We start from the raw sequence: 19,355 nt of genomic DNA, 5'->3' as shown, positions 1-19,355 counted from the left end.
CCAGCACGGCGGCAGCCACCGCCCGGCATACATCAACGTCCAGACCTTTCCAGTTACCTTGATCATCAGGCACCGAGAAGCCAGGGACACCACTCGTTACACCACACTGAAGTGCGTCACGCTCCTTTACTGTTTCCAAAGTACCCGCCATGGCGGTACCTGTCATTGCAACCATCAGGACGGCAGCAGATATCAGGGTTTTCTTCATTGGATGCTTCCTCTTTGTAACGAATTAATGAATAACAAAAGCGGGCTGTGTTCAGCAGCACAGCTACAGTGCTATGCAAAGCAAAGAGCGTTCCACTTCTTTATTCTTTTAATCCATATAGTTAACTTTCAGTCTATTAGTGTAGCAACTGTTTTCCGACTGTACAGAAAGCAGCTAATTAACTAACTCTTTTCATGAAACTTTTAAATAATGTTGTAATAAAATTACAATTAAACTGTCAAAATAGATCAAAATAACTGACATTTTCGATCACAAAAAAATAGTGCGCACCAAAAAAAACCACCCGAATGGGTGGTTTTCAATGTGCGGTTTATATTCAGTGCGTTATTCGGATGGGTTAATATCCAGTAACTCAACCTCAAACACCAGCGTCTCATTGGGTCCGATCGCGTCACCCATCCCGCCGGGGCCGTATGCCAGATCAGCCGGAAGTACAAGGCGGGCTTTCCCCCCCACTTTCATCAGCTGAAGTCCTTCAGTCCAGCCCGGAATCACACCATTCAGAGGGAAGGAAACCGGTTCACCACGACTATAGGAACTATCAAAGTCGGTACCGCTGATCAGCGAACCACGATAATGTACTTTTACAGTATCTTCAGGCTTAGGACTGGCTCCCTCACCGGCGGTCAACTCTTCATACTGCAGCCCGGATTCGGTGGTGATAACGCCCTCTTTTTTGCCATTTTCAGCCAGGAACGCCTCACCTTTCTTCAGGTTTTCATCTGCCAGCTTATTAAACTCGGCCTGCTTCTCTTCCATTTTTTTCTTCTGGAAGGCCATCATTGTGGCTTCAACCTCATCCGGTTTCAGCAGCGGCTCTTCACCAGAGTACACCGTTTCTACAGCACGTCGCAGCGCATCAACATCAAGCTCAGCCACATCGGCTTTCAGCCGTTCGCCCAACATCAGACCCAGACTGTATCCCAGTTTCTGCTGATCAGTCTCCAGGGTGTACGGTTTTTCAGCCTTTGCGACGGCTTTATCATCTTTGTCAGGGCCACATCCCACCAACACAATACTTGCTACGGCCACGGCCACCAGCGTTTTCTTCATTGTCATTCCTTAATCCCTAGGGGTCAGTTATCTGCTGTTAGTAAACCATTAAACTGAAAAGTTCAGTTAATTACCACCGCACCCGATTGCTTTCTCAACTAATTGTTGTAAATGAGCCTGCAGATCTCCAGTCATAACAGGGTCGGTCCCCGCCGCAGTACACAGATTAACATAGCCCAGTTGATTCACATCACCTGCTGAACCAGAAACATCAGGACAGCGATCTCTCAGATCATAGAGCAAACCTGATTCCACTATTTCTGCGGCCAGTTCTGCTTTTTTCAACCGCTGATAACACTCCTCTTCTGCGGTTGAACGCCTTGACTGACGCAGCTGATAGCGCAGCAGACGCAGGGGTTCAAGCATCTTGATACGCCACTCCCGGACACCCGCATCATCCAGAGTCTCAGGCAGTTGCCGCCCCAGATGCGCCAGCCATAAGGCAAACAACAGATCGTTTACGCTCAATTGATAACGGTTTTGCAACCGCAAACACAGCTGCTCTATAGCCGGGTTAGAATAGATCGCTACGGCATAGCTCCAAAAGGCATTATTTTCTGACATCTGTGATAAAATCCGCCGCCATGATTCAGTTAAACCAGCTTAGCTTACAACGAGGACCCCTGCGCCTGCTAGACAGAGCGCAGTTGACGATTCACGCCAATCAGAAAGTCGGCATTGTGGGTGCCAACGGCGTTGGTAAGTCCTCACTCTTTAAATTGATTCTCGGTCAGCTGCAGCCCGATGAAGGCGACCTGCAGCTGCCGGGCAATCTGACCATCGCCCATATGGCTCAGGAGGTCGCCGACAGTGATCAGCGCGCCATCGATTATGTACTCGATGGCGACCAGCGACTGCGTGCCATTCAACAGGCGCTGACCGAGGCAGAGCACAGCGATAATCATCACCGCATCGGTGAGCTGCACGCTCAACTCGATGCCATTAATGGCTACAGTGCAGAAGCCCGCGGGCATCAGTTACTAAGTGGCCTGAGTTTTGCTCCCCGAGATGCCGAACGCCCCGTCAACACGTTTTCCGGAGGCTGGCGTATCCGCCTCAACCTGGCACAGGCTCTGATGAGTCATTCCGATATCCTGCTGTTGGATGAGCCAACCAACCACCTGGATCTGGATGCTACGATCTGGCTGGAGCAGTGGCTGCGTAACTATCAGGGTACCCTGCTGCTGATCTCCCACGACCGCGACTTTCTCGATGCGGTCAGCACCCATATTGTGCATATGCATCAGCAGAAAACCGAGCTGTATAAAGGCGGCTATAGCGACTTTGAAAAGCGTCGGGCTGAACGACTGGCCCAGCAGCAGTCACAATTTGAAAAACAGCAGGTCAGAATCGCCGAGATAGAAAGCTTTGTCCGTCGTTTTAAAGCCAAGGCGACCAAAGCCAAGCAGGCGCAAAGCCGGGTTAAAGAACTTGAGCGGATGGAGCTGATCGCGCCCGCCCATGTGGACAGCCCGTTCAGTTTTACCTTTCAGTCATCGGATAAGATATCTTTTCCACTGATGAGTCTGAATCACTGTCAGCTCGGCTATAGCCAGCCGATTCTTAGCGACGTAAAGCTGACGCTCTCTCCGGGAGACCGGATCGGCCTGCTGGGGCCGAATGGCGCGGGTAAATCCACCCTGATTAAAACCCTCACCCGGGACCTGCCGCTGATTGATGGTCTGTATCAGGCCGGGGAACATCTGAAGATTGGCTATTTTGCCCAGCATCAGCTCGAAGCCCTGGATCTGGAAGCCTCTCCCGCCCTGCATATCCAGCGAATATCACCAAAAGCCAGTGATCAGGAGATTCGTAACTACCTGGGCAGCTTTGACTTTAATGGCGACCGGGCACTGGAACCGGTGAAACGCTTTTCCGGCGGTGAAAAAGCCCGGGTTGCGCTGGCACTGATCGCCTGGCAACGGCCCAACCTGCTGTTACTGGATGAACCGACCAACCATCTGGACCTGGAGGTTCGCCATGCGCTGACGCTGGCGTTGCAAAACTTTGATGGCGCTCTGATTCTGGTGTCTCATGACCGCCACCTGCTGCGCAATACTGTTGATCAGTTCCTGCTGGTAGCCAACGGTCAGGTATCCCCCTTTAACGGTGATATGGACGACTACCAGCAGTGGCTGACAGCCCAGCGCCGGACTCAGAATCAGATCATTGAGGAGCCGAAAGAAAACCGCTCCCTCAGTGCTGCAGAGAAGAAAGAGCAGAAACGACTCGATGCTGAACGTCGTAACGCCCTGCGTCCGCTGCGAAAAGCGATTGAAAAGCTGGAGGCGGATTTAGACAACGTGACTCAGACGTTGCAGCAGATTGAAACCACCCTGGCAGATGTTTCGCTGTATGAAGAGAGTAATAAAGAGCAGCTGAAACAGCAGTTGCAGCGCCAGGGCGAGCTGCAGCAGAAGGCCGATGCGATTGAATCCGAATGGATGGAAAAGGTTGAACAACTGGAACAGCTGGAGAGCGAGACCGCAATCTGAAACGCAATGATTAGCGGATCAATATTGTAGTCTCACTCGTCTTATCGGAATTAGTACATCTTAGCCCGGCTTAATGGGCGTGCATAATGGTATGCACCAGGGCATCCAGTTCACCACGGCTCGCCACAATGTGGTCGAGGACCTCATCCACGTCCTCCTGCGTTATCCGTAACTCACTGAGCACCGAATCAGGAATGGCCTCAACCGGACCATCCGCCAGTTCCTTGCTGCGCAGCGCCCGGCTAACTACATAGATCAGCTTCGCCTCATGGCTCGCCAGCCCCTCATAGTCCAGATCATTATGGTAGCGTACCGCCTCAACCACCACCTCGGGTAATCCCCAGTTATCCAATAGCCAGCCGCCAATCTGTTCGCGGGTGACATTCAACACCTGTTTCTCAATAAACTCCAGCGCCATATGGGGGTTCGCTTCGATATAGCGGGACAACAAAGAGAAATGGGGAGGAAACAGGTACGCCAATATCAGGTAACCAAAGTTTTGTAACAACCCGGCCAGATAAACCAGCCCCGGTTTTGGCCTGATCTCGACAGGCATCTTTTTACACATCAGTTCAGAGGCAGCGGCAATGTAGACTGACTGTTTCCAGTAGGGAATGCCATCACGCGGCGTATCATCAGGTACCTTGAGGGTTTTACCCATCGCGACCCCCAACGCCAGATTCACCACGAGATCAAACCCTAATACCCGGATGACGGCATCTTCAACCGAATGCACCTCGCCCGGAGCGGCATAATAGGGTGATGCTGCCCAGCTCATGACCTGTGCCGCCAGACTGGCATCCCCCCGCACCAAAGGCACCAGATCATCAATCCCCGCAGAGGGATCGGAACGCAGCTCTACCAGACGCTTCATTGACGGCGGTAACGGCGGTAACCCAAGCGTATCCTCCAGACGCTGCTGAATCCGCAGCGTGGTAAAACGTTCAACCGCCCGGGTAATCACCTGTTCATCACTGCCGTCCTGCTGATGCTGAGCAATCGTCTGGGAGGTCAGCCCTAACGAGCAGAGGGACATGTGATCCCCGAACCACTCACTCCGGGCCTCAAAAGCGAGCCCGGTATAAGACTCCACCACATCAAACCGCTCATAATCCGCCAGCGACTGATCGATAAATACCGGCAGCCGGAAAAGCTTTTCCTGGCCAGCCTGCGACTTCAGGGCGGCCTGATTGAAAAATTTTGAAGCGTCTTTACATCTGACTGGTTGCAGATGTCGACCGGAATGCTTCCAGATACTCACCAGATTTAACAGCATATTCGCCGGTAACAGCACCAGAGCCTTGCCTTCATGATCATTCAATAACACCATGCGGATCACTCTGGAATCTTTATCCGAGCTGTAGATAGATTTAACTGCTATAGACAAAGGGCATTCTCCAAATCACAGGCCATCGAAGAGCTATCGGCCTGAAAAATACTATCTTTAATAGGTTCCAGTATAGTTAGCGCCCAGTCAGCCGGCAGCAATAAGCTCACCATTTCGGGTTACTCTGAACAGAGAAACCGCTGCTGTCTGTGCACCGACAGCCAACTAATTGAGTTATATGATATTTTTTAAAAAGAGAGCCCCTTTTATTGAATATCTGCTTTAATTACAGCTCAGCCCCTTTCTGACGGATAAACCAGAATCAGGAATTCAGTTATGCGCAACGTGCTTCTCACTGTTATTTTAACGACTACCGCCCTGTTCCCATCGTTTCTTTATGCGGTTAATGAAGATCTGGCCCCGGAGTCAGCCACAGGGGTTCAGACGCAGGCAACGGTCAGAGCCCGCCAGCAGTTGGTTGTCACCGCCCATCCTCTCGCAACACAGGCGGGATACAACATACTGCAACAGGGCGGCAGTGCAGCGGATGCCGCCGTAGCGGTCCAGGCGATGCTAACACTGGTTGAGCCCCAGTCGTCTGGTATAGGCGGCGGTGCGTTTATGCTCTACTGGGATAACAGTGCGAAAAAGGTCACCGCGTTTGATGGCCGGGAGACAGCCCCTGCTGCTGCCACTGAAGATCTGTTTCTCACAACCAGCGGCACCCCCATGAATTGGTGGGATGCCATGGTGGGAGGACGCTCAGTCGGTACGCCCGGGGTTCTGGCAATGCTGGAGCTGAGCCAGAAAAATTATGGCAAGCTACCCTGGGGAAAGCTGTTTGATGATGCAATTTCGACCTCAGAAGCCGGTTTTAACGTGACCCCTAGATTACATCAGCTGCTGGCCTCAAAGATCAATCCAGGGCTTGGACGCTATCCGCAAGCACGCCAATACTTCTTTACTGCAGATGGGGAGCCTCTGCCCGAAGGGTATCTGTTAACCAATCCGGCACAGGCGGACTCTCTGCGGCAGATTGCACAGCAAGGTGCTACGGCACTCTATCGGGGACCACTGGCTGACAAAATCATCACAGCGATAAAACAGGCAAAAGATAACCCGGGCAAACTAACCCTGAGCGATCTGCAGAATTATCAGGCGGTTGAACGCCAGGCGATCTGCCAGCCGTTCAGACAGTATCGGGTCTGTGGTTTTCCGCCACCGACCTCAGGCGGAGTCACCATCCTGCAGATCCTTCTACTGATGGCGTTAGCTGAACCGCAACCGTTGCCACCGGATAGCCTCGAGTTCTATCACCTGTTTACACAGGCAAGCCGGCTGGCCTATGCCGACCGGGCCCGTTATCTGGCGGACAGTGATTTTGTCGGGGTACCCGTCGATCAGTTGCTGGATGCCGACTATCTGCAACAACGCAGTCAACTGATTAACCCACATAGAGATATGGGCCAGGCCCACCCGGGTGAGTTGCCAGTTGCGATCAGCCAGGCGGACGACCAATCGCCGGAACTCCCCTGCACCAGCCACTTTGTGATCGTTGATCGCTGGGGCAACGCGGTTTCGATGACCACCAGTATAGAGATGGCCTTTGGCTCCACCCTGATGGCAGGCGGCTTTCTGCTGAACAATCAGTTAACTGACTTCTCATTTGTTGCCGAGGTTGACGGGAAGCCGGTGGCAAACCGGGTTCAACCCGGCAAGCGTCCCCGCAGTTCGATGTCGCCGATGATGGTATTTGATGAAAATAATCAGTTAATCGCTGCACTGGGCTCCCCCGGTGGCAGCCGGATCATCAGCTATGTCGCTGAAAACCTCTATCGTAAACTCAGCTCTGATATTTCGCTGCAACAGGCGTTTAACAGTCCCCATGTGGTTAATCGCAATGGTGTTACAGAACTGGAAGCAGGCACTACTGCAGAACGGTTTGCCGAACCACTCAAAGCGCTGGGTCATGAGATTAAGATCCGGGATCAGAACAGCGGATTACATGGATTTTTCCGCCAGAGTGATGGCTCATGGGGCAGCGCGGCAGACCCCCGTAGAGAGGGCACCGCACTGGGCAACTAACCCCCTCTCAGCCGATCTGGCCTGAGCGGTCGGCCAGATCGAGCCCCCCAATAAACTGTCAAAGCGTTTACGGCGCAGGTAGATACTCATTTTAAGGGGAATTCCCCTCTACATATTTAGACTTTAGTCGTTATAATAACTTCAGCAATTGTGCATAGCACAAACTCTCGAAGCGACACAGATTCAACTAATAAAAATAGCCTTTCATAATTCTGAAATCAGCCTCGTATAACCTAACTTATTGATTTTTTTAAAAAGGGTGAGCCAAGATGTCTAACTTATTGATGGCTGGGAAAAAAGTACTAATTGTCGGAATCGCCAACGACAAAAGCATCGCTTACGGCGTTGCAAAAAAATTGCATGAACAGGGTGCTGAACTCGCTATAACCTACCTGAATGACAAAGCAGAGCGTTTTGTCCGCCCGCTGGCTGAAGAGTTGCAAGCGTCGATTATCATGCCTCTGGATGTGACTCAGGAACAACAGATGGTTGATCTGTTTAATGCGATCAAAGAGGCCTGGGGCTCTCTGGACGGTCTGGTTCACTCGCTGGCATTTTGCCCGCTGGAAGACCTGCATGCGCCCATATCTGAGTGTTCCCGCGAAGGTTTTGCCCAGGCTATGGATGTCTCCTGCTACTCCTTTATCCATATGGCTTCGTTTGCCAGGGAGCTGATGAAAGATGGCGGTTCGATGATCAATTTCTCCTATCTGGGCAGTGCGCTGACCACCGGGGATTACAACATCATGGGCTGCGCCAAAGCCGCACTGGAAGCGGCTACCCGTTATCTGGCCCGGGATCTGGGTCCATTACATATCCGGGTCAACTGTATCTCTCCCGGCACCATTGCAACCCGGGCTGCTGGCGGTATTAAAGATTTCGCCACCATGCTGGAATACAACCAGCACAAAGCCGTTGACCATCAGCTACCCACCATCGAAGAGGTTGGTGATGCGGCGATGTTCTTCCTCAGCGATCTGTCCAAAGGGACTTCAGGCAGCATCCACTATGTTGACCATGGGGTGGGTATTGTCGGCTAAGCCAAATACTGACGCTAAAAAACACCGCACTGCGGTGTTTTTTATATCCAGCCTTCGCTATCAGTATGTTTTGTAAGGTAAAAACTTACCCGAGAAAACAACATTCACCCGGTCACCGTTGGGGTTGGGTTCCCGCTGAATGTCCATTGAGAAGTCGATCGCACTCATAATGCCATCGCCAAACTCTTCATGAATTAACTCTTTGATTGTGCTTCCATAAACATTGACTAGCTCATACCAGCGATAGATCAGAGGGTCGGTTGGCACCGCTGTCGGCAGTGAGCCTTTATATGGCGCGATCTGCAGCCAGGCTACCGCTTCGTCAGCTAATTCAAAGATCTCACCTATTCGGGTGGCCTGCTCTTTATCAAGGGCCATCTGTCCGAGGCACGCGGCAGTTGTCCACTCTTTTGATAAACCGACGGTTTCAGCGACAGCGCTCCACTTGATACCTTTGGCAACTTTCTGTGCAAGGATCTGAGCAGTTACTTCTTCACGGCTACTTATCATAGTAGTGACTCCTTATATGATCGTTTTATTGAGTAAGATTGTGGATTTGAACCAGAAGCGCAGCGACCGTCACCGCTAGCATCAGTGAAATACTTTTCCAGAACAGCAACGGGTTGCGATCCAGCAGTGGTGGACGGGTTTCGCTAAGAAACGTTTGGTTCGGATACCTAAGGTCATAAAGAAACTCCGAGAGTTCTTCATAACGCTTATACGGGTTAGGATTGAGCGCTTTGCGCAAGGTATAGTCGATCCACCCGGGGATCTCACGCTCATCATCAAGCACACTGTGGTACCGCAGTCGTTTCTGAGCAGAAACTGTGCGCGACTTCGCAACCTGAGTATCGTAGGGGAAGCGCCCTGAGAGCATATGGTAAGTGAGTACAGCCAATGAAAACTGATCCGAGCGTCTGGAAATGATCTCTCCAACAAAATATTCGGGCGCCATATACAGCGCTGTACCCTGCATTTCATCCTGTTCCAGTGTATTCTCTGCTTCGACAATACCGGCGATTCTGACACCACCAAAATCGATGATCTTCACCGTACCGCTGGTGTCGATCATGACGTTATCAGGTTTAAGATCCTGATGCAGAATCTCCATGCGATGCATCGCCTGTAAGCCTTTCGCCACCTGTTCGATGATACCTCGCACGGTTTCAATATCCGGGTTCGGGTTATCTATCAGCCACTGTTTAAGGGTAATTCCCTCGATATATTCCGTAACACTGTAAAGATAGTGACGCTGGCGGTTCTGCAAGCCTGCCTTCATCACGTGGGCGCTATTGATCCGCCGCGCAACCCACTCTTCCATCAAAAACCGTTCCAGGTACGCGGGATTGTTGCGCAGTTCAACAGAGGGAATTTTGATGACAACACGTGCCCCGTCCTCAAGATCCTCAGCCAGATAAACATGGCTGCGACTGTTGGCATGCATCTCTCGCAGGATCAGATAACCATCAAACGCCTGGCGGGCATGCAAAACCGGTGGTAACTCCAACTCTTCGACCTGCTGCTGCAGCGTACTTGCTTCCATAGAAGGCAACTGATCGACCCTGGCAATCTGCAACGTCAGGTTATCATCACTCCCTTGTGCCAGGGCTCGCTGAACCAGGGTTTCGGCAGCCAGGTTCAGATCATCTGCATGTTCACTGAGGACTTCCAGAACATCCTCAGTGTCAATAAACTCATAAACTCCGTCCGTACAAAGCAGGAAATAATCACCCTGTTTTAGTGCAACCGCCTGATAATCAAACTCAACGTCCAGTGCAACACCCATCGCCCGGCTGAGGTAACTTTTCTCTTTCGAAATCCAGCTGCGGTGGTCTTTGGTTAACTGCTCCAGTCCCTGACCTCGCAACCGATAAACCCGGCTATCACCGGCATGAAACAGGTGCACCGTCGCTGCTTTAAAAACGGCCGCACTCAATGTGCAGACATAACCTTGATCTTTGTTATAACGAAACTCACTACGTTGCGTCTGTGAGCATAACCAACCATTAACCGCTTCAAGTACTTTCAGGCCAGACGTGTAAACCGTCCAGGTATCTGAAGTACAGAAATAGTCATTCAGAAAGCTTTTTACCGCGGCTTCACTGGCAACCTGGCTGACACTACTGGTACTAATACCATCTGCCAGGACCAATGCGGCACCTTTGAGACTAAGCTGCGGTTCGCGTGGAATAACTGCGCCATGAAAATCCTGATTGATCTCTTTGACGCCTTTATCACTGAACTGTCCCAGACTGAGCTTAAGCTGGCTACTCATACGACCTACGATTCTTCCAGAAATCAGGAGTTAACTTAGAAGACAACGACATAGTTATCTGCACTGAATAAGAAATCCCGGTGATCGAAACAATCACCGGGATTTCTACTGGTCATTCAACTTTTTAAATACCCGGATTACAGAGCAGCGACTGTATGACCAGACGCTTTACTGCTCTTGCTTTCCTTAACATGAGTCAGGTACAAAGGCAGCCCCACCAGCAGGAAACCACCTGCCAGGTTACCCAGAGCCGTTGGCAGCTCGTTCCAGATGATGTAATCCATAAGAGTGAAGTCCCCCCCCATGATCATAGAGAACGGGAACAGGAACATGTTAACAATTGAGTGCTCAAAGCCCATGAAGAAGAACAGCATGATCGGCATCCACATCGCAGCCATTTTAGCCCCCGCAGACGTAGAGATCATCGCACCAACAACCCCCATGGACACCATCCAGTTACACAGCATGCCGCGAATGAAGATAGTAAACCACCCACCAACACCCTGAGCCTGATAACCCAGTGTACGGGCTTCACCGATCTTGCTTACTTTTTCAGCAATCACACCTCCATCGGTCTGGTAGCCATAAGTCAGAATAAACGAAGCAAAGAAAGCAACCATCAGTGCGCCGGACAGGTTACCGAGGAATACCAGCCCCCAGTTACGCATCAGACCACTCATGGTACAGCCAGGTCGTTTATCAATCAGTGCCAGCGGAACCAGTGTAAATACACCGGTAAGCAGATCAAATTTACACAGGTAAAGCATGATAAATCCAACGGGGAAAAGCAGCGCACCGACCAAAGGGATACCGGTTTTAACGGCGACAGTGATGGCAAAAAAAGCTGCCAACGCCAGAATCGCTCCCGCCATAAATGCACGGACATAGGTGTCTTTGGTGGACATGAAGATTTTCTGCTCACCTGAATCGACCATTTTGGTCGCAAATTCACTCGGTTCTAAGTAAGCCATAGTTTTGCCTCATTTAATTAAGTAAAGTTTCTCATCTGTTTGCCGCTTTCTGCAGGGCAAAAAAAAAGCGCCCACCCCTCTATCACCTGGTAGTGATAAGGGATGGACGCCTTTGTCCGAATTTTTTAAGTTGTATGCGCCGCATATCTGCGACGGCTAATTAACATGCTGCAGAATCAGTACCATAATTTCAAAAAACCCATTTAAACAACAAGTTAAGAAGAATGTATTCGAAAAGTAGCACTCCTCTTGCCATTCAATGGTGCAGGCGCACAATCGCTGTGCACTAAAATACCGGTGCAGGGCACCGATGCGACACTTGCCTGATGAGCAACAAGCTATACTGCCTTTTTCCCTCCTGAAAAGAGCCCGGTTAATCTCTGAGACAGAGATTAACCGGGTGCCATCGCTTATTCGTCGATCGATTCTTCAGGCAGCACCAGGCTGAGAATAATCGCCGCCAGACCGCCGGTGGTAATCGGCGAGCCAAAGACGCTCTGAACCATCTTCGGCAGTTGATCAAGCAGCCCGGGAGTCATGGTCACGCCGAGTCCCATACCAAAGGCAACCGCCATAATCAGCAGCTTTCGACGATCGAGATGTTCTGAGGCAATAATCTTAATCCCGGCAGCAGCTACGGTGCCAAACATGACCAGTGTTGCGCCACCCAGTACCGGTTTTGGAATCTGCTGCAGCACTCCACCAATCACCGGAAAAAGCCCCAGCAGAATAAGAATGCCACCAATATAGAGAGCCACATGCTTGCTCGCCACACCGGTTAGCTGGATGACTCCGTTGTTCTGACTGAAGGTGGTGTTGGGGAAGGTATTGAATACCGCCGCCAGAAATGAGTTGAAACCATCGGCAAACACGCCGCCCCGAACCCGGGAAATATACTCCTCACCCGCAATCGGTTGCTTTGACACCATACAGTTCGCGGTGATATCGCCGGTCGATTCGATTGCGGTGATCATATAGATCAGTGCAATCGGCAGGAATGCGCTCCAGTCAAACGAGAAACCATATTTAAAGGGTACCGGAAGACTGATCGCTGGCAGGCTGACCAGATGATCGAAACTGATCTTGCCCATAAAGCTGGCGATGATCATACCGATCACCAGGCCGATCACAATTGATGACAGGCGGATCCAGCTGTTGCTGGAACGGTTAAGGGCAATAATACTCACCAGCACAATGCCCCCCAGCATCAGATTTGCCGGAGCACCAAAATCTTTTGCTTTAAAGCCCCCCGCCAGATCAGTCATACCCACTTTGATCAGGCTCGCCCCAATAATGGTAATCACGATACCGGTGACCAGAGGGGTTATTACCCGCTTCAGCTTATGAATAAACTGACTCAGAAAGATCTCAATAAAAGCGCCCAGCATACACACGCCAAAAATAAGGGAGAGAATTTCGTCTGGGCCTCCGCCCTGCCCTTTCGCAATAAAGCCTGCGGCCAGTACCGAGCTGAGGAACGCAAAGCTGGTGCCCTGCACGCAGATCATCCCGGCCCCCATGCCCAGAGGTCGCTTAGCCTGAATAATAGTGCCCACTCCCGATACCATCAGCGCCATGCTGATCAGATAGGGAACATGCTCACCCAACCCCAGCACCCCGCCAATAATCAGTGTCGGGGTGATAATACCGATAAAACTTGCCAGAACATGCTGTAGAGCTGCAAAGCCTGATTCTAAAGCCCCGGGTTTTGAATCCAGCGCATAGAGCAGGTCGTTAGAGTGCTGTGTCGACATAAGGCCTCCTTGTTTCGTGGCAGGGTTAACAACCCCGCCTGTGCACGGTCAGTTTCAGAAGTGCCATTTCAACAGCAGAGAAGCACAACGCTCATCGGTTGTACTGCCGTACTTATTGTTCCAGTAGGCGTACTCGATACCCACATACAGAGGCGATTTCAGCCCCAGATTCTTACCGGCATTCCATTTGATCTGAGGGGTAAAATTCATCTCAGACTCATGGGTTTTACTGCTGGTACTCCAGTCGAGAAAGCCATCGATGAGAAACTCCTGACTACCCGCTTCAATCGGATAGGCCCAGGTCAGCGTCAGTTGTTCATCATTATCAGCAAGATCGTTATAGGCTTTATATACACTGGCATTGAAGTAGCGGAAGCCCGGCACATCCAGGCTGACGCTCACCCCATAGAGATAGTTATCGAAACCATCGCCAGCTTCCCAGGTGCCGGTCAGAAACAGATCCTTGACCGGCCCAAAGGCGAGATCACTACCGGTCACATAGCCAAGACTCAGACGCGGGGAAAACTCACCGTAATAGCTGCTGTCACCGTCCTCAGGCATGGTGCGATCGATAAACAGAAAGGTATCCCCCCAGTTATGCCCGGTTGCATTTTCCAGCGTCACAACATCCATATTGCCGGTTGGTGTGAATTTATAGTCATCACCTTTCAGGTAGCTCAGACTGGTATTGGTCCAGAGCATCTCAGCGGCAGCAGGTGTAGCAACAAAAACGCTTGTTAATAGCGTGGCCAGTGCGAGTGTTCGTTTCATAGTGGTCATCATCCCATTACATCGTTAAAGAAATTAAAACCGTCCGACAGGACTTACGAACTACTTCAGCAAAAAGCTGGCCAAGTGGTCAGAAAAACAAACATTGCCATTAATACCATTAATAAACAAATAGTTACGAAGGAGCCTATGCAGACAGTCTACTTTTACACCGTTTTCCGCAGTGCATCATTCTAAGGCGGTCACTCCGTATTCAGCCCAAAAATGTTTACTTATAGTGCAAATATCACATACAAAATTAATAATTTTATGTATACAAAACTCTGAATTCAGACAGAAAATTTCTGCTTTTATTTTTCGTGACCAGCGGTCACAATATGACCCTTGGTTTTCTGGACTGATAAAGATGCAACCTAATCGGAAAATGAGAGAGTTTGAACGCCGCGAGCGGGACATTCTCGACACTACGCTGACACTATTAACCGGCGAACAATGGCAAACGATCAGCGTCGATAAAATTGCCCAATGCACCGGCATTGGTAAAGGTACCGTTTACAAACATTTTGGCTGCAAAAATGATATTTATGCGCACCTGCTGCTGGATAATTACCGGCAGATGCTGACACAGCTTAAACGCTTAGCAGCGGATGACCATTTAACCGGAGTGCAACAGATACGCGGCATGCTGTTATACACGCTTGAGTATCACCGTGAAAACGTTGCTCACCAGCATATGCATCTTCATTTCAGACAAAAAGCGTTCCGCGAACAGATCAGCAGCAGCTATCTGCAACAGTTAGATGACACTGAAGAGCAGTTTATCGAAGCATTTGAACAGGCCGTTTATAAAGGGATTACCGAGGGCGATGTAAATCCGGATATCCCCCGTGAAACAATGATGGCAGGGGTGAGCGCGACATTCGAAGGCGCCATTGTGATGTTGCAGGAGGGTGGCTGTTGTAAACAGCAGATGATGCAAACGGCCGAACAAAAAGATGCCTATATTAATCACGTGGTTGACTACATGATCGCAGCACTTATCCGTCAGCCAGCAGAGAAACAGGAAGAACGATGAACAGATCCGTAATAATGGCGGTTATGGTGGCTTTGCTAATGACAGCCTGGATGGCTTCAGGCATGCAGGATGACAAGCCTTCCGTCCAGGCATCAGAGCCTTCCGCTCAGACTAAGCCCTTAATGAAAGTCAAAATCATCGATTCCAGCGCCCGGAAAGTTCAGCAATTTGTGCGGATACAGGGGCAGGTGGAAGCTAACCGCACCATCGAGCTCAGAGCAGAAATTGATGGCCGCGTCGAAGCCCTCTCCGCAGATGAAGGACAGCGGCTGCAGGCTGGCGACCCACTATTGCAGATATCCGCTGATTTTCGTGCCGCCCAGCTGGCTGAAGCACAGGCGCTGCTGAAGCAGCGCAAAAGTGATCTGACCGCCAGCATTAATCTGAAGAATAAAGGTTTGCAATCGGAAAATAAGGTATTTGCCGATCAGGCCGGAGTCGAAGCGGCACAAGCTCAACTGGCTCGTATAGAGCATGAGCTGCGAGAGACTCAGGTCACCGCCCCCTTTACCGGTGTACTGAACCAACGCATGGTTAAGCTGGGTGATTACCTGCAAGCCGGTGATGTACTGGGACAGCTGGTCGATGACGAAACCGTGAAAGTCACCGGTCAGGTACCACAGCACAGCGTCGGCCGGCTGGAGGAGAGCCAGCCGGTCGATGTGACGCTGAGTAATGGTTCGACACTGACCGGGCGCTTAAATTTTATCGCCCCCGTTGCAGACCCGGTCACCCGCAGTTATCGGGTTGAGGTACAGATACCCAACCCTCAGCACTCGCGGATTATCGGCTTGTCAGCAACATTAAAACTCCCCGCTGGCGAACAATCCGGGCACCTGCTGCCAGGTTCGGTACTGGGATTGAATGAAGCAGGAAACCTGCAGGTCAGGCTGGTCGATGCTCAGAACCGTGTCAGCGAGACCGTCGTCGAGATCATCCGTACCGACAGTAACGGCTTCTGGCTCAGTGGTCTTAACGACGAAGCCCGCGTGATCACCATTGGCCAGGATTTTGTGGCGGTGGGTGAAGAGGTGGAACCGGTCAGCGATACCGGGCTGATGTCAAAGCAGGTCAGCAACCTGTCACTGCAGGAGAACTGATCAATGATTGCCGCTCTTGTTGCCGCCGCGATAGACCGCAGCCGCACCAGCATACTTATCTTACTGTTCTTTCTCGTGGGGGGAATGTCAGCCTTTCTGAATATTCCCAAAGAGGCGGATCCCGATGTTGCGATCCCGATCATCTATGTCTCAATCCCCTTTGAAGGGATTTCACCGGATGATGCGGTACGTCTGTTAGTGCGGCCGATGGAAAAAGAGCTGAAATCAATCGAGGGTGTCAAAGAGATGCGTTCGGTGGGCTCAGAGGGCCATGCATCGGTGACCCTTGAATTTGATGCCGGCTTCGATAGCGATACAGCGCTACAGGATGTTCGTGAACGGGTCGATATCGCTAAAGGAAAGCTGCCTGCAGATGCAGATGAACCACAGATTCACGAAGTTAACGTCGCGCTGTTCCCGGTACTGAACATCGCCATCTCCGGCGAGGTCTCAGAACGGATTAAACTGAAAGTCGCCAAAGACCTTCAGGATGAGATCGAAGGGGTTGCGGGGGTCCTGGAAGTTGATATTGGCGGCGAACGTGAAGAGCTGATGGAGATAGAGATCGAGCCTCAGTTGCTGGAAAGCTATCAACTGGACTTCGAAACCGTACTCGATAGCGTCGCGCGGAATAATCAACTGGTTGCAGCCGGAGCGGTCGATACCGGCAGTGGCCGTCAGGTATTGAAGGTACCCGGGGTGGTTTCCGAGTTGAGCGATATGCTCAATATGCCAGTCAAATCAGTTGATGGCACCGTGGTCACCGTTGGCGATATTGCCAAAATCCGCAAAACCTACAAAGACCCTGAGGGTTTCGCCCGTGTCGATGGTGGCGCTGCCATGGTATTAGAGGTGAAGAAAAAGGTTGGCGCAAATATTATCGATACCATTGAAGCGGTCCAGCGAATCGTTGCCGAGCGCAGCCAGCTATGGCCCCAGGGGCTGAAATACTCCTATATTCTCGATCAGTCCACCCAGATCAGAAGCATGCTCAGAGATCTGATGAATAATGTTCTCAGTGGCATCATTCTGGTAATGGTGGTGGTATTAGCGGCGATGGGCTTACGCACCTCTTTGCTGGTTGGCCTGGCTATTCCTGGCTCTTTCCTTGCCAGTATGATGGTCCTGAAGTTAATGGGGTTCACCCTCAATATCGTCGTGCTATTCAGTCTGATTCTGGTCGTCGGAATGCTGGTCGACGGGGCTATTGTCGTTGCCGAACTGGCGGAAAGGCGCATGAGTCAGGGACTGAGTGGCCGGGAAGCCTTCCGTTATGCAGCGTCACGGATGGCCTGGCCGGTGATTGCCGGAACCGCCACTACCCTGGTGGTGTTCATGCCACTGATGTTCTGGCCCGGCGTGATTGGTGAGTTCATGAAATACCTGCCCGCCACCGTTGTCGTCTGCCTGACCGCATCCCTGTTTATGGCACTGATCTTCATGCCCGTAGTGGGCGCCGTCAGCGCCAGAAAGCGATACGTAAAACAAAATGACAGCGATGAATATACCCTGCCGCAAACAGCCCTGAACCGCGCCTATACCCGCCTGATGTCGAAGTTACTGCACTACCCGGTCCGGGTGTTTATTGTGGTCTTAATAGCGATTGGCAGTAGTTACGGAGCCTACGCTGTTTTTGGTAAAGGGATTGAGTTTTTCCCCGATATCGAGCCGGAAATGGTGCTGATCAACCTGCATGCCAGAGGCGATCTGTCTATTTATGAAAAAGACCGGTTACTGCGACAGGTCGAGCAACGGGTGATGGATATCCCCGGACTGAAATCAGTCTATGCCCGTAGTTTCAACCAACCCTCCAATGATGCCGCTGAAGATGTGGTCGGGGTGATACAGTTCCAGCTGGATGACTGGGATAAGCGTGACAAAGCCGCCCACATTCTGGCGCAGATGCGGCAAAAGACCGCCGACCTGCCCGGCGTCATCATAGAAACCCGCAAAGCGGAAAACGGTCCCAGTGAGGGTAAACCTATCAAACTGTTTGTCAGCGGCTACGACAGTGAGGTGATCTATAAAACAGTCGCCGATATCCGCCGGATGATGGACGATATTGGTGGTTTCTCCGGGGCCGAAGATGACCGGCCACTGCCGGGCATCGAGTGGCGCATCATCGTCAACCGGGAGGAAGCCAGCCGCTATGGTGCCAGTATTGCCCTGGTTGGCCAGGCGGTCCGGCTGATCACCAACGGCATCAAAGTCACCGATTACCGCCCGGAAACCTCCGATGATGAAGTCGATATTATGATCCGTTTCCCCGAGGATAAACGCAATCTCGATCAGTTGATGCAGATGCAACTCAGCACCCGTTATGGAATGATGCCTATATCCAACTTTATCGAGCTTAAGCCCGCCCCGAAAACCGGGGTATTGAAACGGGTCGATAGCCGCCGGGTCATTACCATTCAGGCCGATGCTGAAGAGGGGCATCTGGTGAACGATCTGGTGGTCGCAATGCAGCAGCGTCTGGCGCAGCATCAATTCGACCCACAGATCCGCCTCACCTTTAAAGGCGAGGATGAACAGCAGAAAGAGACCGGCGCCTTTCTGATCCAGGCCTTTGGCACAGCCCTGTTTCTGATGGCACTGATTCTGGTCACCCAGTTCAACAGCTTATATCAGGCGGGATTAGTACTTTCAGCAATTGTCTTTTCCACCGCCGGAGTCTTAATTGGTTTAATGGTAGCGGGCCAGCCTTTTGGTATCGTCATGGTCGGTGTAGGGATCATCGCCCTCGCCGGTATCGTTGTGAATAATAACATCGTGCTTATCGACTGCTATAACGACCTGCGCAGGCAGGGCCGCTCCCCCTACGATGCGGCACTGCAAACCGGCAGCTTACGTCTGCGGCCCGTCGTACTCACCGCAGTAACCACGGTGCTCGGCCTGATGCCGATGGTACTGTCGATGAATATCGACCTGATCAACCGCGATATCAGCTTCGGAGCCCCCTCCACCCAGTGGTGGACCCAACTCGCCAGTGCCATCGCCGGAGGCTTGTCGTTTGCAACGATCCTGACTCTGTTCTTAACGCCCTGCCTGTTAGTGCTGGGAGAACGCAAGTGGTTTCGCCGTCAACAACCACAACCTGAAACCGCTGAACTAATCTAAAACAGACAGCCCTGCATGGGCAGCAGGGTTGCCTGTCAGAGAAAAAACGGAGAATGGAAGTGGTAGGCCATTACAACATCGTCGCTCTTGGGCGATGGCCCC

The 19,355-nt window shown here is 51.4% G+C and carries 14 protein-coding genes and 1 pseudogene; 6 read left to right on the top strand and 9 right to left on the bottom strand.

Annotation, left to right across the window (positions count from 1 at the left end; genetic code table 11):
• The 3 genes and pseudogenes from JW499_RS19375 to JW499_RS19365 form a co-directional block, all read right to left on the bottom strand.
• Positions 1-208 (bottom strand): annotated as a pseudogene (locus tag JW499_RS19375) (amino acid ABC transporter substrate-binding protein); the annotation flags it as partial.
• A gap of 345 nt (positions 209-553) precedes the next feature.
• Positions 554-1,282 (bottom strand): FKBP-type peptidyl-prolyl cis-trans isomerase, encoded by a 729-nt coding sequence (locus tag JW499_RS19370; protein ID WP_205212133.1) that lies wholly within the window; start codon positions 1,280-1,282, stop codon positions 554-556.
• 66 nt (positions 1,283-1,348) lie between these two features.
• Positions 1,349-1,846 (bottom strand): TIGR02444 family protein, encoded by a 498-nt coding sequence (locus JW499_RS19365; protein ID WP_205212132.1) that lies wholly within the window; start codon positions 1,844-1,846, stop codon positions 1,349-1,351.
• Between the two features lie 20 nt (positions 1,847-1,866).
• Here JW499_RS19365 and JW499_RS19360 point away from each other — a divergent pair, with 20 nt between their 5' ends.
• The gene (locus tag JW499_RS19360; RefSeq protein ID WP_205212131.1) at positions 1,867-3,777 is read left to right on the top strand and encodes an ATP-binding cassette domain-containing protein; all 1,911 of its coding nucleotides are present in this window, start codon (positions 1,867-1,869) and stop codon (positions 3,775-3,777) included.
• 70 nt (positions 3,778-3,847) lie between these two features.
• Here JW499_RS19360 and JW499_RS19355 read toward each other — a convergent pair whose 3' ends face one another.
• Positions 3,848-5,164, bottom strand: coding sequence for an HDOD domain-containing protein (locus JW499_RS19355; RefSeq protein ID WP_205212130.1), 1,317 nt, complete (start codon positions 5,162-5,164; stop codon positions 3,848-3,850).
• A 276-nt stretch (positions 5,165-5,440) separates the two neighbouring features.
• Here JW499_RS19355 and ggt point away from each other — a divergent pair, with 276 nt between their 5' ends.
• Positions 5,441-7,189 carry a gamma-glutamyltransferase gene (ggt, locus tag JW499_RS19350; RefSeq protein ID WP_205212129.1) on the top strand — a complete coding sequence of 583 codons (1,749 nt, stop codon included), beginning with the start codon at positions 5,441-5,443 and terminating at the stop codon, positions 7,187-7,189.
• A 269-nt stretch (positions 7,190-7,458) separates the two neighbouring features.
• Positions 7,459-8,229, top strand: coding sequence for an enoyl-ACP reductase FabI (gene fabI / locus JW499_RS19345; RefSeq protein WP_205212128.1), 771 nt, complete (start codon positions 7,459-7,461; stop codon positions 8,227-8,229).
• A 60-nt stretch (positions 8,230-8,289) separates the two neighbouring features.
• Here fabI and cynS read toward each other — a convergent pair whose 3' ends face one another.
• The 5 genes from cynS to JW499_RS19320 form a co-directional block, all read right to left on the bottom strand.
• Complete coding sequence (cynS, locus tag JW499_RS19340; RefSeq protein ID WP_205212127.1) at positions 8,290-8,739, bottom strand: cyanase; 450 nt, start codon at positions 8,737-8,739, stop codon at positions 8,290-8,292.
• A gap of 25 nt (positions 8,740-8,764) precedes the next feature.
• Positions 8,765-10,504: a bifunctional protein-serine/threonine kinase/phosphatase gene (locus JW499_RS19335; protein WP_205212126.1), complete on the bottom strand. Its 1,740-nt coding sequence runs from the start codon at positions 10,502-10,504 to the stop codon at positions 8,765-8,767.
• 137 nt (positions 10,505-10,641) lie between these two features.
• Entirely contained in the window at positions 10,642-11,475 is an 834-nt protein-coding gene (locus tag JW499_RS19330; protein ID WP_205212125.1) for a formate/nitrite transporter family protein, read from the bottom strand.
• A gap of 410 nt (positions 11,476-11,885) precedes the next feature.
• Positions 11,886-13,229, bottom strand: coding sequence for a uracil-xanthine permease family protein (locus JW499_RS19325; protein ID WP_205212124.1), 1,344 nt, complete (start codon positions 13,227-13,229; stop codon positions 11,886-11,888).
• Between the two features lie 54 nt (positions 13,230-13,283).
• Positions 13,284-14,000, bottom strand: a complete 717-nt coding sequence (locus JW499_RS19320) for an outer membrane protein OmpK (RefSeq protein WP_205212123.1) — start codon at positions 13,998-14,000, stop codon at positions 13,284-13,286.
• A gap of 364 nt (positions 14,001-14,364) precedes the next feature.
• Here JW499_RS19320 and JW499_RS19315 point away from each other — a divergent pair, with 364 nt between their 5' ends.
• Genes JW499_RS19315 through JW499_RS19305 form a run of 3 tightly spaced genes read left to right on the top strand, consistent with a single transcriptional unit; the run spans position 14,365 to position 19,253 of the window.
• Positions 14,365-15,033, top strand: coding sequence for a TetR/AcrR family transcriptional regulator (locus tag JW499_RS19315; protein ID WP_205212122.1), 669 nt, complete (start codon positions 14,365-14,367; stop codon positions 15,031-15,033).
• Positions 15,030-16,133, top strand: coding sequence for an efflux RND transporter periplasmic adaptor subunit (locus tag JW499_RS19310; protein ID WP_205212121.1), 1,104 nt, complete (start codon positions 15,030-15,032; stop codon positions 16,131-16,133). Before JW499_RS19315 ends, JW499_RS19310 begins: the two co-directional genes overlap by 4 nt.
• Before the next feature lie 3 nt (positions 16,134-16,136).
• Positions 16,137-19,253: an efflux RND transporter permease subunit gene (locus JW499_RS19305; RefSeq protein WP_205212120.1), complete on the top strand. Its 3,117-nt coding sequence runs from the start codon at positions 16,137-16,139 to the stop codon at positions 19,251-19,253.
• The last annotated feature ends 102 nt before the right edge of the window (positions 19,254-19,355 follow it).

The sequence above is a fragment of the Amphritea pacifica genome (assembly GCF_016924145.1).
Taxonomy (GTDB): Bacteria; Pseudomonadota; Gammaproteobacteria; order Pseudomonadales; family Balneatricaceae; genus Amphritea; species Amphritea pacifica.
This window is presented reverse-complemented; position numbering and strand designations above follow the sequence as displayed.